Annotated in this window: 9 protein-coding genes; 2 read left to right on the top strand and 7 right to left on the bottom strand. The window is 63.2% G+C overall.

Annotated features, from left to right (window positions below; genetic code table 11):
* Nucleotides 1-252 precede the first annotated feature (252 nt).
* Together FJ930_RS03755 and FJ930_RS03750 are read left to right on the top strand one after the other, a co-directional pair.
* Entirely contained in the window at nucleotides 253-699 is a 447-nt protein-coding gene (locus tag FJ930_RS03755) for a TadE/TadG family type IV pilus assembly protein (RefSeq protein ID WP_181763274.1), read from the top strand.
* Nucleotides 700-2,457 (top strand): TadG family pilus assembly protein, encoded by a 1,758-nt coding sequence (locus tag FJ930_RS03750; protein ID WP_141834948.1) that lies wholly within the window; start codon nucleotides 700-702, stop codon nucleotides 2,455-2,457.
* Nucleotides 2,458-2,504: 47 nt separating this feature from the next.
* On the opposite strand, the gene FJ930_RS03745 is transcribed toward FJ930_RS03750, so the two are convergent.
* The 7 genes from FJ930_RS03745 to FJ930_RS03715 form a co-directional block, all read right to left on the bottom strand.
* A complete protein-coding gene (locus FJ930_RS03745) occupies nucleotides 2,505-4,139 on the bottom strand; it encodes an alpha-glucosidase family protein (RefSeq protein ID WP_141835139.1) in 1,635 nt (544 codons plus the stop codon).
* Entirely contained in the window at nucleotides 4,139-6,139 is a 2,001-nt protein-coding gene (glgX, locus tag FJ930_RS03740) for a glycogen debranching protein GlgX (protein ID WP_141834945.1), read from the bottom strand. The genes FJ930_RS03745 and glgX overlap by 1 nt, the downstream gene beginning before the upstream one ends.
* A 160-nt stretch (nucleotides 6,140-6,299) precedes the next feature.
* Nucleotides 6,300-7,928: an alpha-D-glucose phosphate-specific phosphoglucomutase gene (locus FJ930_RS03735; RefSeq protein WP_140742376.1), complete on the bottom strand. Its 1,629-nt coding sequence runs from the start codon at nucleotides 7,926-7,928 to the stop codon at nucleotides 6,300-6,302.
* A gap of 3 nt (nucleotides 7,929-7,931) precedes the next feature.
* The gene (glgA, locus tag FJ930_RS03730) at nucleotides 7,932-9,377 is read right to left on the bottom strand and encodes a glycogen synthase GlgA (RefSeq protein WP_140742378.1); all 1,446 of its coding nucleotides are present in this window, start codon (nucleotides 9,375-9,377) and stop codon (nucleotides 7,932-7,934) included.
* A gap of 82 nt (nucleotides 9,378-9,459) precedes the next feature.
* Nucleotides 9,460-10,725, bottom strand: a complete 1,266-nt coding sequence (gene glgC / locus FJ930_RS03725; RefSeq protein ID WP_141834942.1) for a glucose-1-phosphate adenylyltransferase — start codon at nucleotides 10,723-10,725, stop codon at nucleotides 9,460-9,462.
* Nucleotides 10,726-10,744: 19 nt separating this feature from the next.
* Nucleotides 10,745-12,958: a 1,4-alpha-glucan branching protein GlgB gene (gene glgB, locus FJ930_RS03720; protein WP_141834939.1), complete on the bottom strand. Its 2,214-nt coding sequence runs from the start codon at nucleotides 12,956-12,958 to the stop codon at nucleotides 10,745-10,747.
* A gap of 107 nt (nucleotides 12,959-13,065) precedes the next feature.
* Nucleotides 13,066-15,528, bottom strand: a complete 2,463-nt coding sequence (locus tag FJ930_RS03715; RefSeq protein WP_141834936.1) for a glycogen/starch/alpha-glucan phosphorylase — start codon at nucleotides 15,526-15,528, stop codon at nucleotides 13,066-13,068.
* Between the last annotated feature and the right edge of the window lie 57 nt (nucleotides 15,529-15,585).

The raw sequence follows: 15,585 nt of genomic DNA, 5'->3' as shown, positions 1-15,585 counted from the left end.
GCCTTTTCGTGTTGACGCCCCGGAACCGATGCCTGGCTCCTTTGAGCGCGCCGCCGGTTCCCTCCGGCAGCTGGTGGCAGGAGACTAGACAGGAGGTAAGCTCTTTTCAACCGAGTACTGATTGACCCTAAGTCAATCCCCGCAATCACAGAAGCAACCGCTAAATTAGAACGGCTTTTTCAATCGTGCGCAGCTGCCGGTTGTACCCAGAGTTTTCGCTTTCTGCATGCGAAATTTGGCATGCTCGGCACCATGGTTGAGAAGCTTATTTCCATGGTCAGAAGGCGCGAGTTCCGAACAGATGCTTCGGGGACCTCGGCGGTCGAGTTCGCCGTGCTGTCACCGCTCTTCATCCTTCTCCTACTCGGAATGGTTGCATACGGCATCTATTTTGGGGCCGCCAACTCAATCCAGCAGATCGCGGCCGACGCCGCCCGGACGGCCATCGCCGGGTTGAACCAGACCGAGCGGCAGACGCTCGTGGCCAGCTTCCTGACAAACAACGCCGGCGGCTATCCCTTCGTCGACGCCAGCAAGCTGACCTACCAGGCCAACGACAGCACCGCCGACGGGAGCCAGTTCGTGGTGTCCATCCAGTACGATGCACGCAACCTGCCGATCTGGAATCTCTTTCCGGGCATAGCCATGCCGGGGACCACGATCACGCGCCAGTCAACGATCAGGGTTGGGGGTATCTGAATGCCGTTGCGTCGGCGCACGAAGGTGGGGCGGCTTGCCCAGCGTATGCTTGCCGACAAGAAGGCGAACTTCGCCGTCATGACGGCATTGAGCGCACCGGTCGCGCTGGCGCTGGCCGCGGTGGCCATCGATGAGGCCTCAATCTACACCGAGCGCCGGCAAGCCCAGGCGATGGTCGATCTGGCGGCGATCACCGCCGCCTCGAACATCAACAATGTCAACACCGCGGTCGTCACCACGCTCACCGACAACGGCATGCCAGGTGTCGTCGTTCAAGCTTCGGGCCAGACCATTCCCCCGGCTGTCGATAAGACAGTGGTGACGGTCACGCGAGGCCGATATGCGTCGTCGACCGCCAATGTCGGCCAGCGCTTCCAGCCGGGCGTGACACCCTATAATGCAGCACGCGTCACGTTGACGAAAATCCCCGCCCGCTACTTCGCCAGCTCGCTTTTGCCCACTCCGGTCATCGGCACCCAAGCCACCGCCAGCACGACGCCGCAGGCGACATTCTCGGTCGGATCCAGACTGCTCAGCGTCAACGGCGGCATCCTCAACGCTCTTTTGAGCGGACTTGTCGGCGGCAACATCTCGCTCAGCGTCATGGACTATAATGGGCTGATTTCGGCCGATGTCAGCGTGCTTTCCTTCATCAGTGCGGTTGCCACACAACTGAACATCACGGCCGGCACCTACTCCGACGTCCTCGCCTCGAAAGCGACCGTGGGCCAGATCGCCACCGCCATGGCCAATGTTCCTGGCCTCGGCAATACCGCCAAGGTCGCGTTGCAGACCATCGCCTCCAAATCGACCGGTACCGTCAAGATCCCGCTCAGCAGCCTTGTCGACCTTGGTTCCGTCGGCAGCCTCGGCCTCGGGCAACAGCCCTCCGGCCTTGGGATCGACGCAAGCGCCATGGGAATGTTGACCGCCGCGGCCGTACTCGCGAACGGCACCAACCAAGCCGCGGTCGATCTCGGCGCCACCATACCGGGGTTGCTCTCCACCAAGCTCAGCATTGCCATCGGGGAGCCGGCGCAATCCTCGCCCTGGCTCGCGGTCGGCGGCATCGGCACTGTCGTGCGGACCGCCCAGACGCGCATCAAACTCACGGCCTCCGTCGGTATCGGCACGCCCGGCCTCGCCGGCGGCATCAGCCTGGTCACCGTCACTCTGCCGCTCAATGTGGAAGTCGCCTATGCCGAAGCCAAGCTGACCGACATCACCTGTCCGACAGGGCCTTCCAGCATCAACGTTTCAGTCGCCGCACACCCCGGTATTGCCCAGTTGAACCTGGCCAACAGCAACAACCCCTCCAGCTTCGCCGATTTCAGCCAGCCGCAAACCTTCACCGATGCGGACATCGCCGATGTGAAGCTGCTGTTGATGCAGTTGATCCAGGTGACGGGGTCGGCCGCGACCGCGATTACCAACAACAGCCCGCAACCCCTGACCTTCAACGCGACCGATATCGCCAACAAGACGGTGAGGACCGTTTCGACGCGCAACATCTCGCAGTCGCTCACCACCTCGCTGGTCGACGACCTGTCGCTTTCGGCCAATCTGCTTGGTCTCGGGATCGATGCGACCGCCCTGCTCAGGACGGTCAAGCCGGCGGTGGTGGCTTTGCTTAACACCGTAACGGCGCCCGTCGACGACTTGCTTTACAATGTGCTTTCGGCACTGGGTGTCGGTCTCGGCCAGGCCGACGTGCGCGTCACCGGAGCGACCTGCGGGCGTGCGGTGCTCGTTCAGTAGGGCATTCCGCGGCCAAACGGATCGCTTGGAGGCCGGTCGAACCGCGATCAGTCAAGCCGACCGAGGAAACAGCCGAGCGCCGGCAGCGCGAGCGCGTTGTCGTCAACGTTTGTGGTGCCGCCCAAGACAGCCGTAACAGTTCCGATATCCGGCGGCACCGGCCAATTCGCCGGCTCCCAGGCGAAATTGAAGACACAGAGCAATCTCTCCTCGCCGCCTTCGCGGATGAAGGCGAGCACGTCGCCCTCGGCGTCAAGAAAGCGGATCGAACCGCCGACCAGCGCCGGATGCCGCTTGCGCAAAGCGAGCGCTGACCGGTAGGCGGCCAGCACCGATTGCTCCTCGCCGTTCTGCACATCGACCGCACGGGCACGATGGCTTGCCGGCACCGGCAACCAGGGCTTGCCAGTGGAGAAACCGGCATTGTCGGCACCAGCCTCCCAGACCATCGGCGTGCGACAACCATCCCTGCCCTTCACACCGGGCCAGAAGCGGATGCCAACGGGATCGCGCAGATCCTCATAGGCAAGCTCCGCCTCATCGAGGCCAAGTTCCTCGCCCTGGTAGAGACAGATCGAGCCGCGCAGGCCGCACAGCAACAGGATCGAGAACCTGGCCACCGTGTCCGGATCGCCGTGCGGCCGCGTCCAGCGACTCACATGGCGTACCACATCATGGTTGGAGAACGCCCAGCAGACCCAGCCATCGGCAACCGCGCTTTCAAAAGCCTCGACACAGCCGCGCACATGCGCGGCCGAAAACTGCGGACCGAGCAGGTCGAAAGTGTAGCACATCTGCAGCTTGTCGCCGCCGGATGTGTAGGTGGCCAGCGTCTGCAGCGAGCGTCCTTCATCGCCGATCTCACCGACAGCGGCGCGGTCCTGATACTCGTCGAGCAGCGCCCTGAAGCGCCTCAGGAAGGCAAGGTTTTCCGGCTGCGACTTGTCGAACAGATGCTCCTGATAGAGATAGGTGTTGGTCTCGCCATTGGTGCCGGCGACGCTCGACGCCAGAGGCGGGTTGCTGCGCAGCCAGCGGTCATGGACGTAATAATTGACCGTATCGAGCCGGAAACCGTCGACGCCACGCTCCAGCCAGAAGCGCACCGTGTCCAAAAGCGCATCCTGGACATCCGGATTGTGGAAATTCAGGTCGGGCTGCGAGGCGAGGAAATTGTGCATGTAATATTGCCGGCGGGTCGAATCCCACTCCCAGGCCGGCCCGCCGAAGACGGACAGCCAGTTGTTGGGCGCGTTGCCATCGGGTTTCGTATCGGCCCAGACGTACCAGTCTGCCTTGGGATTGTCGCGGCTGGCTCGACTTTCGACAAACCATTCGTGCCTGTCGGACGAGTGCGACAGCACCTGGTCGATGATGATCTTCAGGCCCAACCGGTGCGCCTCGGCAACCAGCGCATCGAAATCGTCCAGCGTGCCGAACATCGGATCGACGTCGCGAAAGTCCGATACGTCATAGCCCATGTCGGCCATCGGCGACTTGAAGAAGGGTGATAGCCAGACGGCATCGACACCGAGCGAGGCGATATGGGCAAGCTTCGCCGTGATGCCCCTGAGATCGCCGCTGCCGTCACCGGTCGTGTCCTGAAAGGAGCGCGGATAAACCTGGTAGATGACGCAGCCGCGCCACCATTCGGCCCCCTGCCCGGCACCATCATCGACCATCACGAATCCTTCCCGGCGCGGTCCATACCGGTCCGGCGCTCAATCATGAAACCGACGCCGCGGCCCGGCAGCGGCCGCGCGAGGTCGATCGTCTGCGTTTCCATCGCCGGCAGCCATTGGAACCCGTCGCGCGCTGGCAAGGTGAAGACGCATTGGCGGCGATCGCCGTTGATCATGACGGCAAAGCGGCCGCCCTCTGGATCGCCCAGCAGCATGACGAGGCGGTGTCGGGCGGGATCGTTCCAATCCGCTTCGGCAAGCGCCACGCCGGTTTCGGTCAGCCACGCGACATCGGGAACGCCTGAAGCACCGGCCGGCTCTCCTGTCAGGAAATGCGTGTCCGACAACGCCGGGACAGTACGGCGCAGCGCTGCGAGCGCCGAGGCGTATTGCTCCAGCGCCTCGTCGCGGCCTGCCCAGTCGAGCCAGGTGATGGCGTTGTCCTGCGCGTAGGCGTTGTTGTTGCCCTTCTGGGTGCGGCCGAATTCGTCGCCGGCGGTGAGCATGATGGTGCCGCGCGAGGCAAAAAGCGTGGCAAGCAGCGCGCACTGGTCGTCGAAGCGCGCCCTGATGATCGCCGCATTGTCGGTCTCGCCTTCGGCGCCATTGTTCCAGGACAGGTTGTCGTTGTGGCCGTCGCGGTTCTGCTCGCCATTGGCCCCGTTGTGCTTGCGCTCATAGGTGACGATGTCGGCCAGTGTCATACCGTCATGGGCGGCGATGAAATTGACCGCGCGGCCGGTTGGCTGGCCAGTCTTGCCAAAAATATCGGACGAGCCGGCAAGCCGCGTCGCCAACGGTCCAACCGCGCCGGCATCGCCACGCCAGAAGCGCCTGACATCGTCGCGATAGCGATCGTTCCATTCAAGATAGCGCGCCGGAAAATTGCCGAGTTGATAGCCGTCGGGACCGATGTCCCAGGGTTCGGCGACCAGCACGCGATCGGCGAGGACAGGATCTCCAGCGATCGCCCCGAGCAATGGCGATGCGGGATCGAACGCGCCGTCGACGCGCCCCAGCACTGGTGCCAGATCGAAGCGAAAACCGTCGACGCCGGCGTGGCGGACAAAATGGCGAAGCGTGTCGAGCACCATCTGCCGCATCACCGGACGGTCGCACGCAACCGTGTTGCCGGTGCCGGTGTCGTTGACCAGCCGGCCATCCGGCTGGTGCCGGTAGTAGGCTTGATTGTCGAGCCCGCGCAGCGACAGCGTCGGACCCAGCCGGTCGCTTTCACCCGTATGGTTGAAGACAAGATCGAGAATGGTGCCGATGCCGGCCTGACGCAGCGCCGCGACGGCGTCGCGCAATTCCGCCAGGCCGCCGGGCGCCAGGCGCGGGTCGAGCGCCATGAAGGTCACGGGATTGTAGCCCCAAGCGTTGCTGAGGCCCAGCGGCGGCAGATGCCGCTCGTCGATCGACGCCGTCACCGGCATCAGTTCGACGGCTGAGACGCCAAGCCTTTGCAGATGCTCGATGACAGTCGGGTGGGCGAGCGCCGCGATGGTGCCGCGCTGCGCCTCCGGCACGTCCGGATGCAGCTTGGTGAAAGCGCGCACCGGCACCTCATAGATCAGGCCGCCCGGACGAAACAGAGGCGGCAGGATGGGCGCAACCGTGGGCAAGGCCTTCGCCACGGTCTTGGGCATCAGCGGCGCGGTGTCGGCGCCCTCATTGCGCCGCGCGGCAAGCCGCCAGTGATAGGCATAAGGCCGGTCGATTTCGAGAGCGTAGGGATCGGTCAGCAGCTTGTCAGGGTCGAACCAAAGCCCCCGCTCTGGCGCATAATCGCCATCGGCACGGAAGCCGTAGCGCGTGCCCGCGGCAACGCCAGAGACAAAGAGCGCATGCACCCCCTCGCCTTCCGGCTTCAGCTCCAGCCGGTCGAGTTCACGATTTCCCTGCTCGTCAAAGATCGAGACCCAGAGGCGGCGGGCCGATGAGGACCATGCGGCGAAGCGGATGCCGTCGCGGGTGACGGTTGCGCCGAGATTGTTCACGCCTACCAGCCTCGCAGCGCGTTGCAAGCGATGGCGGTTTCAGTCCAACAACCCTCATCCGTCTCGGCGCTTCGCGCCGATCCACCGCCCCGGGGCGAGCCACGGGTCTCGCCCCGTCCTTCGGACCCCGCAAGGGGAGAAGGGAAGACGCGCATCACCCTCAAGTAATCACGCTCGGCTTGTTGCGGCCGGTGTGGCTCTTGATCCCGGCGATATCGTCGGCCGCAGCGATGAGGTCGGCGAGCGCTTCCTGCGTGTCGAGATCGTGCCTGGCCCTGTCCGGCTCGTAGCGTTCGATATAGACACGGATCGTCGCGCCCGACGTGCCGGTTCCGGAAAGCCGGAAGACGACGCGAGAGCCGCCTTCGAACAGGACCCTGATGCCCTGGTGCTCGCTGATCGAGCCATCGACCGGGTCGTGATAGGCGAAGTCGTCGGCATTGGTGATCTTCAGGCCACGCACGCTGGTGCCGGGCAGCGAGCCGAGCTTGGCGCGCAGTTCGTCGACCAGCGCGTTGGCACGGTCGCTCTCGACCTCCTCATAGTCGTGGCGCGAATAGTAGTTGCGCCCATAGGTTGCCCAGTGTTCGGTGACGATCTGCTTGCAGCCCTCGCCGCGCGCCGCGATGATGTTGAGCCACAAGAGAACCGCCCACAGGCCGTCCTTTTCACGGACATGGTTGGAGCCGGTCCCCGCGCTTTCCTCGCCACAGATCGTCGCCATGCCGGCATCGAGCAGATTACCGAAGAACTTCCAGCCGGTCGGCGTCTCGTAGATGCCGATGCCGAGCTTGTGGGCGACGCGATCGGCCGCGCCACTGGTCGGCATCGAACGGGCGATGCCCTTCAGCCCGTCCTTGTAGCCCGGCGCCAGGCGGGCGTTGGCGGCCAGCATCGCCACCGAATCGGACGGGGTGACGAAAATGCCCTTACCGATGATCAGGTTACGGTCGCCGTCGCCATCGGAAGCGGCGCCGAAATCGGGCGCGTCCGGTCCCATCATCTCATCATAGAGATGCTTGGCATGGACGAGGTTCGGGTCCGGGTGGTGGCCGCCGAAATCCGGAAGCGGCTTGAAGTTGCGGCAGGTGCCGTTGGGCGCGCCGAGCCTGTGTTCGAGGATCTCCTTGGCATAGGGCCCGGTCACCGCATGCATGGCGTCGAAGCGCATGCGGAAGCCCGACTTGAACAGTTTGCGCAGCGCGTCGAAGTCGAACAGGCTTTCCATCAACTCGGCATAGTCGGCGACGGGATCGATGATCTCGACCGTCATGCCGGCGGCCTTGACCGTGCCGATCGTGTCAATGTCGATCGGATCGATGTCGGCGATCTTGAAGCTCGAAATCGCCTTGGTCTTCTCAAAGATGGCGTCGGTCAGCTTTTCCGGGGCCGGGCCGCCATTGCCGGCATTGTACTTGATGCCGAAATCCTCATGCGGGCCGCCGGGATTGTGGCTGGCCGACAGGATGATGCCGCCGAAGGTCTTGTATTTGCGGATGACATGCGAGGCGGCCGGCGTCGACAATATGCCGCCCTGCCCGACCATCACCTTGCCGAAGCCGTTGGCGGCAGCCATGGCGATAGCCTTCTGGATGACCTCGCGGTTGTAGAAGCGACCGTCGCCGCCGATCACCAGGGTCTTGCCCTTGAAGCCGTCGAGCGCGTCGAAGATCGACTGGATGAAGTTCTCGGCATAGTGCTCCTGCTGGAACACAGGCACCTTCTTGCGCAGGCCCGACGTGCCGGGCTTCTGATCGGAATAGGGTTTGGTGGGGACGGTCCGTATCATGCTTCAGGCAACCCTTTTCGAAAGCAACAGGCGATAGAGTTCGACATATTTTTCCGCGCTTCGATCCCACGACACATCGCTCTTCATGCCTTGGCGCTGGATGGTTTCGAAAGCCGCGGGATTGGCGTGGGCGTCCGCCAGGCGGCGGATGGCGTGCAGCATAGCGCCGCCATTGTTGGGAGCAAACTGGAAACCGGTCGCCACGCCGGCCGCCATCGCTGCCTCATTGGCATCGATGATGGTGTCGGCGAGGCCGCCGGTGCGGGCGACCACGGGCACACAGCCATAGCGCAGACCGTAGAGCTGCGTCAGTCCGCAAGGCTCGAAGCGCGATGGAATGATGATGGCATCGCAGCCGCCCTGCATGATATGCGACAGCCCCTCGTCATAGCCGACGACCACGCCGATGCGGCCGCGGTGGCGCGCCGCGGCGGCAAGCAGAGCGCCTTCAAGGCCGGCATCGCCCGAGCCCAGTATGGCCAGCCGCGCGCCGGTCGCGACGATGCCATCGACCACGGTCGCCAATATGTCCATGCCCTTCTGCCAGGTCAGGCGGCTGACGACGCAGACGATCGGGCTGTCGTCGCGATCAAGGCCAAACCGCTCCTCGACGGCGGCTCTGTTGGGCGCGCGCGCCTCGAGCGTTCCAGCCGTATAATCCGATACCAGATGCTTGTCGGTTTCCGGGTTCCAGATCGCGGTGTCGATGCCATTGACGATGCCGTAGAGATCGCTGGAGCGCATGTTGATCAGACCGTCGAGACCCATGCCGAACTCCGGCGAGCGGATCTCCTGCGCATAGGTCGGGCTCACCGTGGTGATCGCCCAGGCGGCCTGCAGGCCGGCCTTGAGGAAGCCGACGCCGCCATAATATTCGACGCCGTCAAGCGCCATCGCCGCTGCCGGCAAGCCAAGTTCCCCGAAAATGCCGGCACCGAACTGCCCCTGGAAGGCGAGATTGTGCACGGTCATCATCGACGGCGTGCCGACCGCCTTGCCGTAGCGCATATAGGCAAGCGTCATCGCCGACTGCCAGTCATGGGCATGGACGATGTCGGGCAGGTAGCCGGAGATGGCGCCGCCGGCGATATCGGCGCCGGCCTGGCTCAGCGCCGCGAAGCGCCGCCAATTGTCCGGCCAGTCCGCGCCCGAGGCGTTGCCGTAAGGACCGCCGGGACGGTCGAACAGGTGCGGCGCGTCGAGCACGAAAAGATCGAGCCCTGCGAGTTGGACGGCATGCACCGAAGCCTTGCCGCCCTGCAGCAGCGGATACTGGTAAACGGCCTTACGTTTCTTGAAGGCTTCCATCACCACGGGAAAGCCTGGAATGAGCGTGCGCATGGTCACGCCCTTGGCCGCCAGCGCGATGGGCAGCGCGCCGGTCACGTCGGCAAGCCCGCCGGTCTTGATCAGCGGAAAGATCTCGGGCGTGACCGACAGAACCTGCATACGTCTTTCCGATCCTGTCCAACTCTTCTTTTCCAAGCAAATTCCGGACGGAAAACCGTTTCACAGTCTTCCCCGAATCTCTCTAGAGTCCCAGTTTGTTGATCATGTCCTGCGTGATCAGGCAGATACCCTTCTCCGAGACGCGGAAGCGCTTGGCATCGAGCACGGGATCCTCACCGACCACCAGCCCCTCCGGTATCCTTACACCGTGGTCGATGACGACGCGCTTCAACTTTGCGTTCCGGCCGACATGAACGTCGGGCAGCATCACGACCTCTTCCAATGTCGAATAGGAATTGATGCGCGCGCCGGTGAAGATCAGGCTCCTCTTCAGCGTCGCGCCGGAGACGATGCAATCGCCCGAGACCAGCGACGACACGGCCGAACCGCGCCTGCCATCCTCGTCATGGACGAATTTTGCCGGCGGCTTCAACTCGGCATAGGTCCAGATCGGCCAGTCGCGATCGTAGAGGTCGAGTTCCGGCGTCACGTCGGTCAGGTCGATATTGGCTTCCCAATAGGCGTCGACCGTTCCCACATCGCGCCAATAGGCTTCGTTTTCGGCGGTCGAACGTACGCAGGACTTGGTGAAGCGGTGCGCGATCGCCTTACCGTGCTCAACGATATAGGGGATGATGTCCTTGCCGAAATCGCGGCTCGAACCCGGCTCGGCGGCGTCGCGGCGCAGCTGTTCCATCAGGAACTTGGTTTTGAACACGTAGATGCCCATGGAGGCCAGCGCATGGTCCGGCTTGTCGGGAATGCCCGGCGGATCGGCCGGCTTCTCGATGAACGAGATGATCGTGTCCTTGGCATCGACATGCATGACGCCGAAACCGGTCGCTTCCATGCGCGGCACTTCGAGGCAGCCGACGGTGACGTCGGCATTGGCGTCGACGTGCTGGCGCAGCATCATCTCATAATCCATCTTGTAGATGTGGTCACCGGCGAGAATGACCATGTATTCCGGCCCGTAGGCCTCGATGATGTCGATGTTCTGGTAGACGGCGTCAGCCGTGCCTTCATACCATTGCGTTTCCGACACGCGCTGGCTCGCCGGCAGGATGTCGAAACTCTCGTTTCGTTCGGGCCGCAGGAAGTTCCAGCCCCGCTGCAGGTGGCGGATCAGCGAATGGGCCTTATACTGCGTGGCCACGCCGAGGCGGCGAATGCCGGAGTTGAGCGCATTGGAGAGCGCGAAGTCGATGATGCGCGTCTTGCCGCCGAAATAGACCGCCGGCTTGGCGCGCCGGTCGGTCAGTTCCTTGAGACGGCTGCCGCGCCCGCCAGCCAACACGTAGGCCATCGCATCGCGAGCCAGCGGCTGGATCCGTTTCATTTCTGCCATGTTTACCCTCCCCGTTCACTCAGTCTGGAACATATTCGAGCATGATCGTCGACAGCGGCGGCAAAAGCATCGTTGCCGAGATGCTCTTACCCTCCGCCCTTGCCTCGACCATGCCGCCATTGCCCATGCCGGAGCCGCCATATTCGGAAGCGTCGGTGTTGATGATCTCGCGCCACTTGCCGGCCTTCGGCAGCGGCACGCGATAATTGTCACGCGGCACCGGCGTGAAGTTGGAGATGACAGCCACCGGGTTGCCGTCAGGCGCGTTGCGGGCCCAGGCAAAAACCGAATTCTGGCTGTCGTCGACGATCAGCCAGGAAAAGCCTTCCGGCTCGCAGTCGCGGCCATGCAGTGCCGGGCGCGAACGGTAGAGATAATTGAGATCGCGCACCGTCTGCCAGACGCCGCGATGCGGGCGGAAATCCAGCAGGTTCCAGTCGAGCGCGCGCGCCTCGCTCCATTCGCGGCGCTGCGCGAATTCCTGACCCATGAACAAGAGCTTCTTGCCGGGATAGCCCCACATGAAACCATAGTAGGCGCGCAAGGTCGCGAATTTCTGCCAGTCGTCGCCGGCCATCTTGCTCAAGAGCGTGCCTTTGCCATGCACGACCTCGTCATGCGAGAGCGGCAGCACGAAATTTTCCGAGAAGGCATAGACCAGGCCGAAGGTCAGGTCGTTGTGGTGGTGCTTGCGGAAAATCGGCTCCTTGGAAAAATACTCCAGCGTGTCGTGCATGAAGCCCATGTTCCACTTGAAGCCGAAGCCCAGTCCGCCTTCATGGACCGGCGCCGAGACCTTCGGCCATGAGGTCGATTCCTCGGCGATGGTCATGACGCCGGGATGGTGGCCGTAGAGCTCCTTGTTCATCTTCTGCAGGAAGCTGACCGCCTCGAGGTTCTCGCGGCCGCCCTTCTCGTTGGGGATCCATTCGCCCTGCTTGCGCGAATAGTCGAGGTAGAGCATCGAGGCGACCGCATCGACGCGCAGACCGTCGACATGGTATTTTTCGGCCCAGAACAGCGCGTTGTTGACAAGGAACGACATCACCTCGCGGCGGCCGAAATTGTAGATCGCGGTGTTCCAGTCGGGATGAAAGCCCTTGCGCGGGTCGGCATGCTCATAGAGCGCGGTGCCGTCGAAATGGACCAGGCCGTGCTCGTCGACAGGAAAATGCGCCGGCACCCAGTCGAGGATCACGCCGACGCCGGCGCGGTGGGCGCCATCGACGAAGCGGGCAAAGCCGTCCGGATCGCCAAAACGCGCCGACGGCGCGTAGAGGCCAGTCGTCTGATAGCCCCAGGAGGGATCATAGGGATGTTCGGAGATCGGCATGAACTCGATATGGGTGAAGCCGGTCTCGACCACATAGGGGATCAGCCGGTCGGCCAATTCATCCCATGACAGGAACGTCCCGTCGTCGCGACGTTGCCAGGAGCCGGCATGGACCTCATAGATCGTGATGGCCTCGCGTCGGGGGTCGGCATTGCGCCAGAAGGTGCGATGCGCCTCGTCACCCCATGAATGCGACGGCGGCACCGCGGTCACCGACGCCGTCGCTGGGCGCAGTTCGGATTTGAAGGCAAACGGGTCGGCCTTGAGCGGCAGCCTGATCCTATCGGGGCCGATGATCTCGTATTTGTAGGGCCGGCCGGCGCCGATATCGGGAATGAACACCTCCCAGATGCCGGTGTCGCGACGGTCGCGCATCGAATGCCGGCGGCCGTCCCAGTCGTTGAAATCGCCAACCACCGACACGCGCCGAGCGTTTGGAGCCCAGACGGCGAAGTGCACCCCAGTGGCGCCCTCGTGCTCGATGATATGCGCGCCAAGCTTGTCGAACAGCCTGAGATGCGACCCCTCGGCGATATAATAGTCGTCCATCGGCCCCAGCACCGGGCCGAACGAATAGGGATCGGTCAGCCACCAGTCGCCGCCGGCGTTCCTGGCGTGATAGCGCAGCGGCTGTCGCTTCTTGATCGACAGCCTGCCCTCGAAGAAGCCGGCATCGTCTCGCCTCGACAATTCGCCTGCCTTGATGCCGGTCAGCGTATAGACGGTGACGAGTTCTGCGTGCGGGACGAAGCAGCGGGCAAACAGGCCCTTGCCGATCTCATGGACACCAAGGACCGCGAACGGATCTCCGTGCGTGCCGGCGACAATCGCCGCAACATCGCTGGCTGATGCCAGTCCGTCCGGCCCGCTTGTCGCCGCGGTCGCGCTCGGCTTCCTCATCAGGCAGTGTCCCTCCCAGGGCACCATGTTCTTGTTTTCCGGTGACGTGAGTTTGGCACTCAACTCACATCCCGGGACCACATTGTTCGTGGTCTCATGCAATCACATCAGACGGGCACGTTCCAGATTTCTTTCGCGTATTGGCGGATGGTGCGATCGGACGAGAACCAGCCGACGCGCGCGACGTTGCGGATTGCCCGGGCGTTCCAATCGGGGCTGTTGCGCCAGACCGCATCGACGTCGCGCTGGCAAGCGGCATAGGCGTCGAAATCCGCCGCGACCATGAACCAGTCGCCCTCGTAGAGACCGTTGATGAGGTCGCGGTAGCGATTGGGATCATCGGGCGAGAAGACGCCCGACGAGACGGCCGCGACCGCCTGCGCCAATTCGGAGGAAGCCTCGATAAGGCCGCGCGGGTTGTAGCCATTGTTACGCCGCTCGGCCACCTCCGCCGTGGTGAGGCCGAAGATGAAGATGTTGTCGTCGCCGACGCACTCCTTGATCTCGACATTCGCGCCATCGAGCGTACCGATGGTCAGCGCGCCGTTGAGCGCGAACTTCATGTTGCCAGTGCCCGACGCTTCCATGCCCGCGGTCGAAATCTGCTCGGACAGGTCAGCTGCCGGCATCATGATCTCGGCCAGGCTGACATTGTAGTTCGGCAAGAACACCACCTTCAGCAAACCACGAACGGCCGGATCGCGATTGATGACCCTGGCGACGTCGTTGGCGAGTTTGATGATCAGCTTGGCGTTGTGATAGCTGGGCGCGGCCTTGCCGCCGAAGAATTTCACGCGCGGCATCCAGTCGCGCTCGGGATGCGAGCGGATCTGGTCGTAGAGCGCGATCGCCTCGAGGATGTTCAGAAGCTGGCGCTTGTATTCGTGGATGCGCTTGACCTGGATGTCGAACAGTGCCGAGGGATCGACCTTGATGCCGAGCCGATCGGCGACGAGATTGGCCAGCCGCACCTTGTTCTGCCGCTTGACGGCGGCGAATTTGTCACGAAACGCGCTGTCGTTGGCAAAGGCCTCGAGCCCTTTGATGGCGTCTATGTCGTCAAGAAAACGGTCACCGATCGTCTCGCGGGCGAGCGATGTCAGCCCGGGATTGCACTGGATCAACCAGCGCCGTGGCGTGATGCCGTTGGTCTTGTTGTTGATGCGATCAGGGTAGAGCCGGTGGAGATCGGCGAAGACCGTTTCCTTCATCAACTCGGTATGCAGCGCCGAGACCCCGTTGATCGAGTGCGAGCCGACAAAGGCCAGGTTGCCCATGCGCACGCGGCGGTCGCCATTTTCCTGGATCAGCGAGATGCGGCTGATCTGCTCGCCCGAAAATTGGTTTGTCGCGCGGGCTTCGATCAGCACCTCCGCGTTGATGGCATAGACGATCTGCATATGGCGCGGCAAAAGCCGCTCGAACAGCGGCACCGGCCAGCTCTCCAGCGCCTCCGGCAGCAGCGTATGGTTGGTGTAGCCGAAGGTGCGCTTGGTGATGTCCCAGGCAAGGTCGAAGTCCATGCCGTGGACATCCATCAGGAGCCGCATCAGCTCAGGCACCGCGATCGCCGGGTGGGTGTCGTTGAGGTGGATCGCCGCCTTGTCGGGCAGTGACTTGAGGTCGCCATACTGGCTCAGATGCCGCTGCACGATGTCCTGCAGCGAGGCGGTCGAGAAAAAATACTCCTGCCGCAGCCTGAGCTCCTGACCGGCCATGTGGGAATCGGCGGGATAGAGCACGCGCGACAAAGCGTCGGCCTTGTTGCTTTCGGCAAGCGCGCCGATGTGATCGCCGGCATTGAACTTGTCGAGCAGGATCGGATCGACCGGCATGCCCGACCACAGCCGCAGCGTGTTGACGCGGTTTCCCCGCCAGCCGACCACGGGCGTGTCGTAGGCGACGGCGAGCACGTGCTCGGTTGGCTTCCAGACATGGCGTTCGAGCCGGCCGTCCTTGGTGGTGATGGATTCCACCGAACCGCCGAAGCCGACCTCGAAGGAGCGTTCGCGCCGCTCGAATTCCCAGGGGTTGCCGTGGTCGAGCCAGGTCTCGGGCAGCTCGACTTGCCAGCCATCGTGAATCTCCTGGCGGAACATGCCGTTGGCGTAGCGGATGCCGTAGCCATGCGCGGGAATGTCGACGGTCGCCATGCTTTCCATGAAGCAGGCGGCGAGCCGGCCAAGGCCGCCATTGCCGAGCGCCGCATCCGGCTCCAACGCCGCGATGACGTCGAGGTCGACGCCGAGCGAGGTCAGTGCTTCGCGCATGTTCTCCATCAGGCCGAGATTGGAAAAGGCGTCGCGCATCAGGCGGCCGATGAGGAACTCCAGCGACAGGTAGTAGACGCGCTTTTCCCGCTGGTCGTATGCCTCCTTCGTCGCCTGCATCCAGTGGTCGACGATGCGGTCGCGCACGACCTTGATCGAGGCGGTCAGCCAGTCGTATTGGGTCGCGACGGTGGTGTCCTTGCCGACCCTGTATTTAAGGGACATCAAGACTTCTTCGGCGAGCGTTCTGGGATCTGGATTGTCGAGAGCGGGGGCTTCGATCGTCATGGCGGATGTCATATCGCCTCTCGTTCAGTTGGCCTGATCATACCGGCTTTCACAATTTCTCCCAGCCTG

Source organism: Mesorhizobium sp. B2-4-15, assembly GCF_006658505.1.
Classification (GTDB): Bacteria; Pseudomonadota; Alphaproteobacteria; order Rhizobiales; family Rhizobiaceae; genus Mesorhizobium.
The sequence above is the reverse complement of the archived record's forward strand: the minus strand, read 5'-3'. Positions and strand labels throughout refer to the sequence as shown.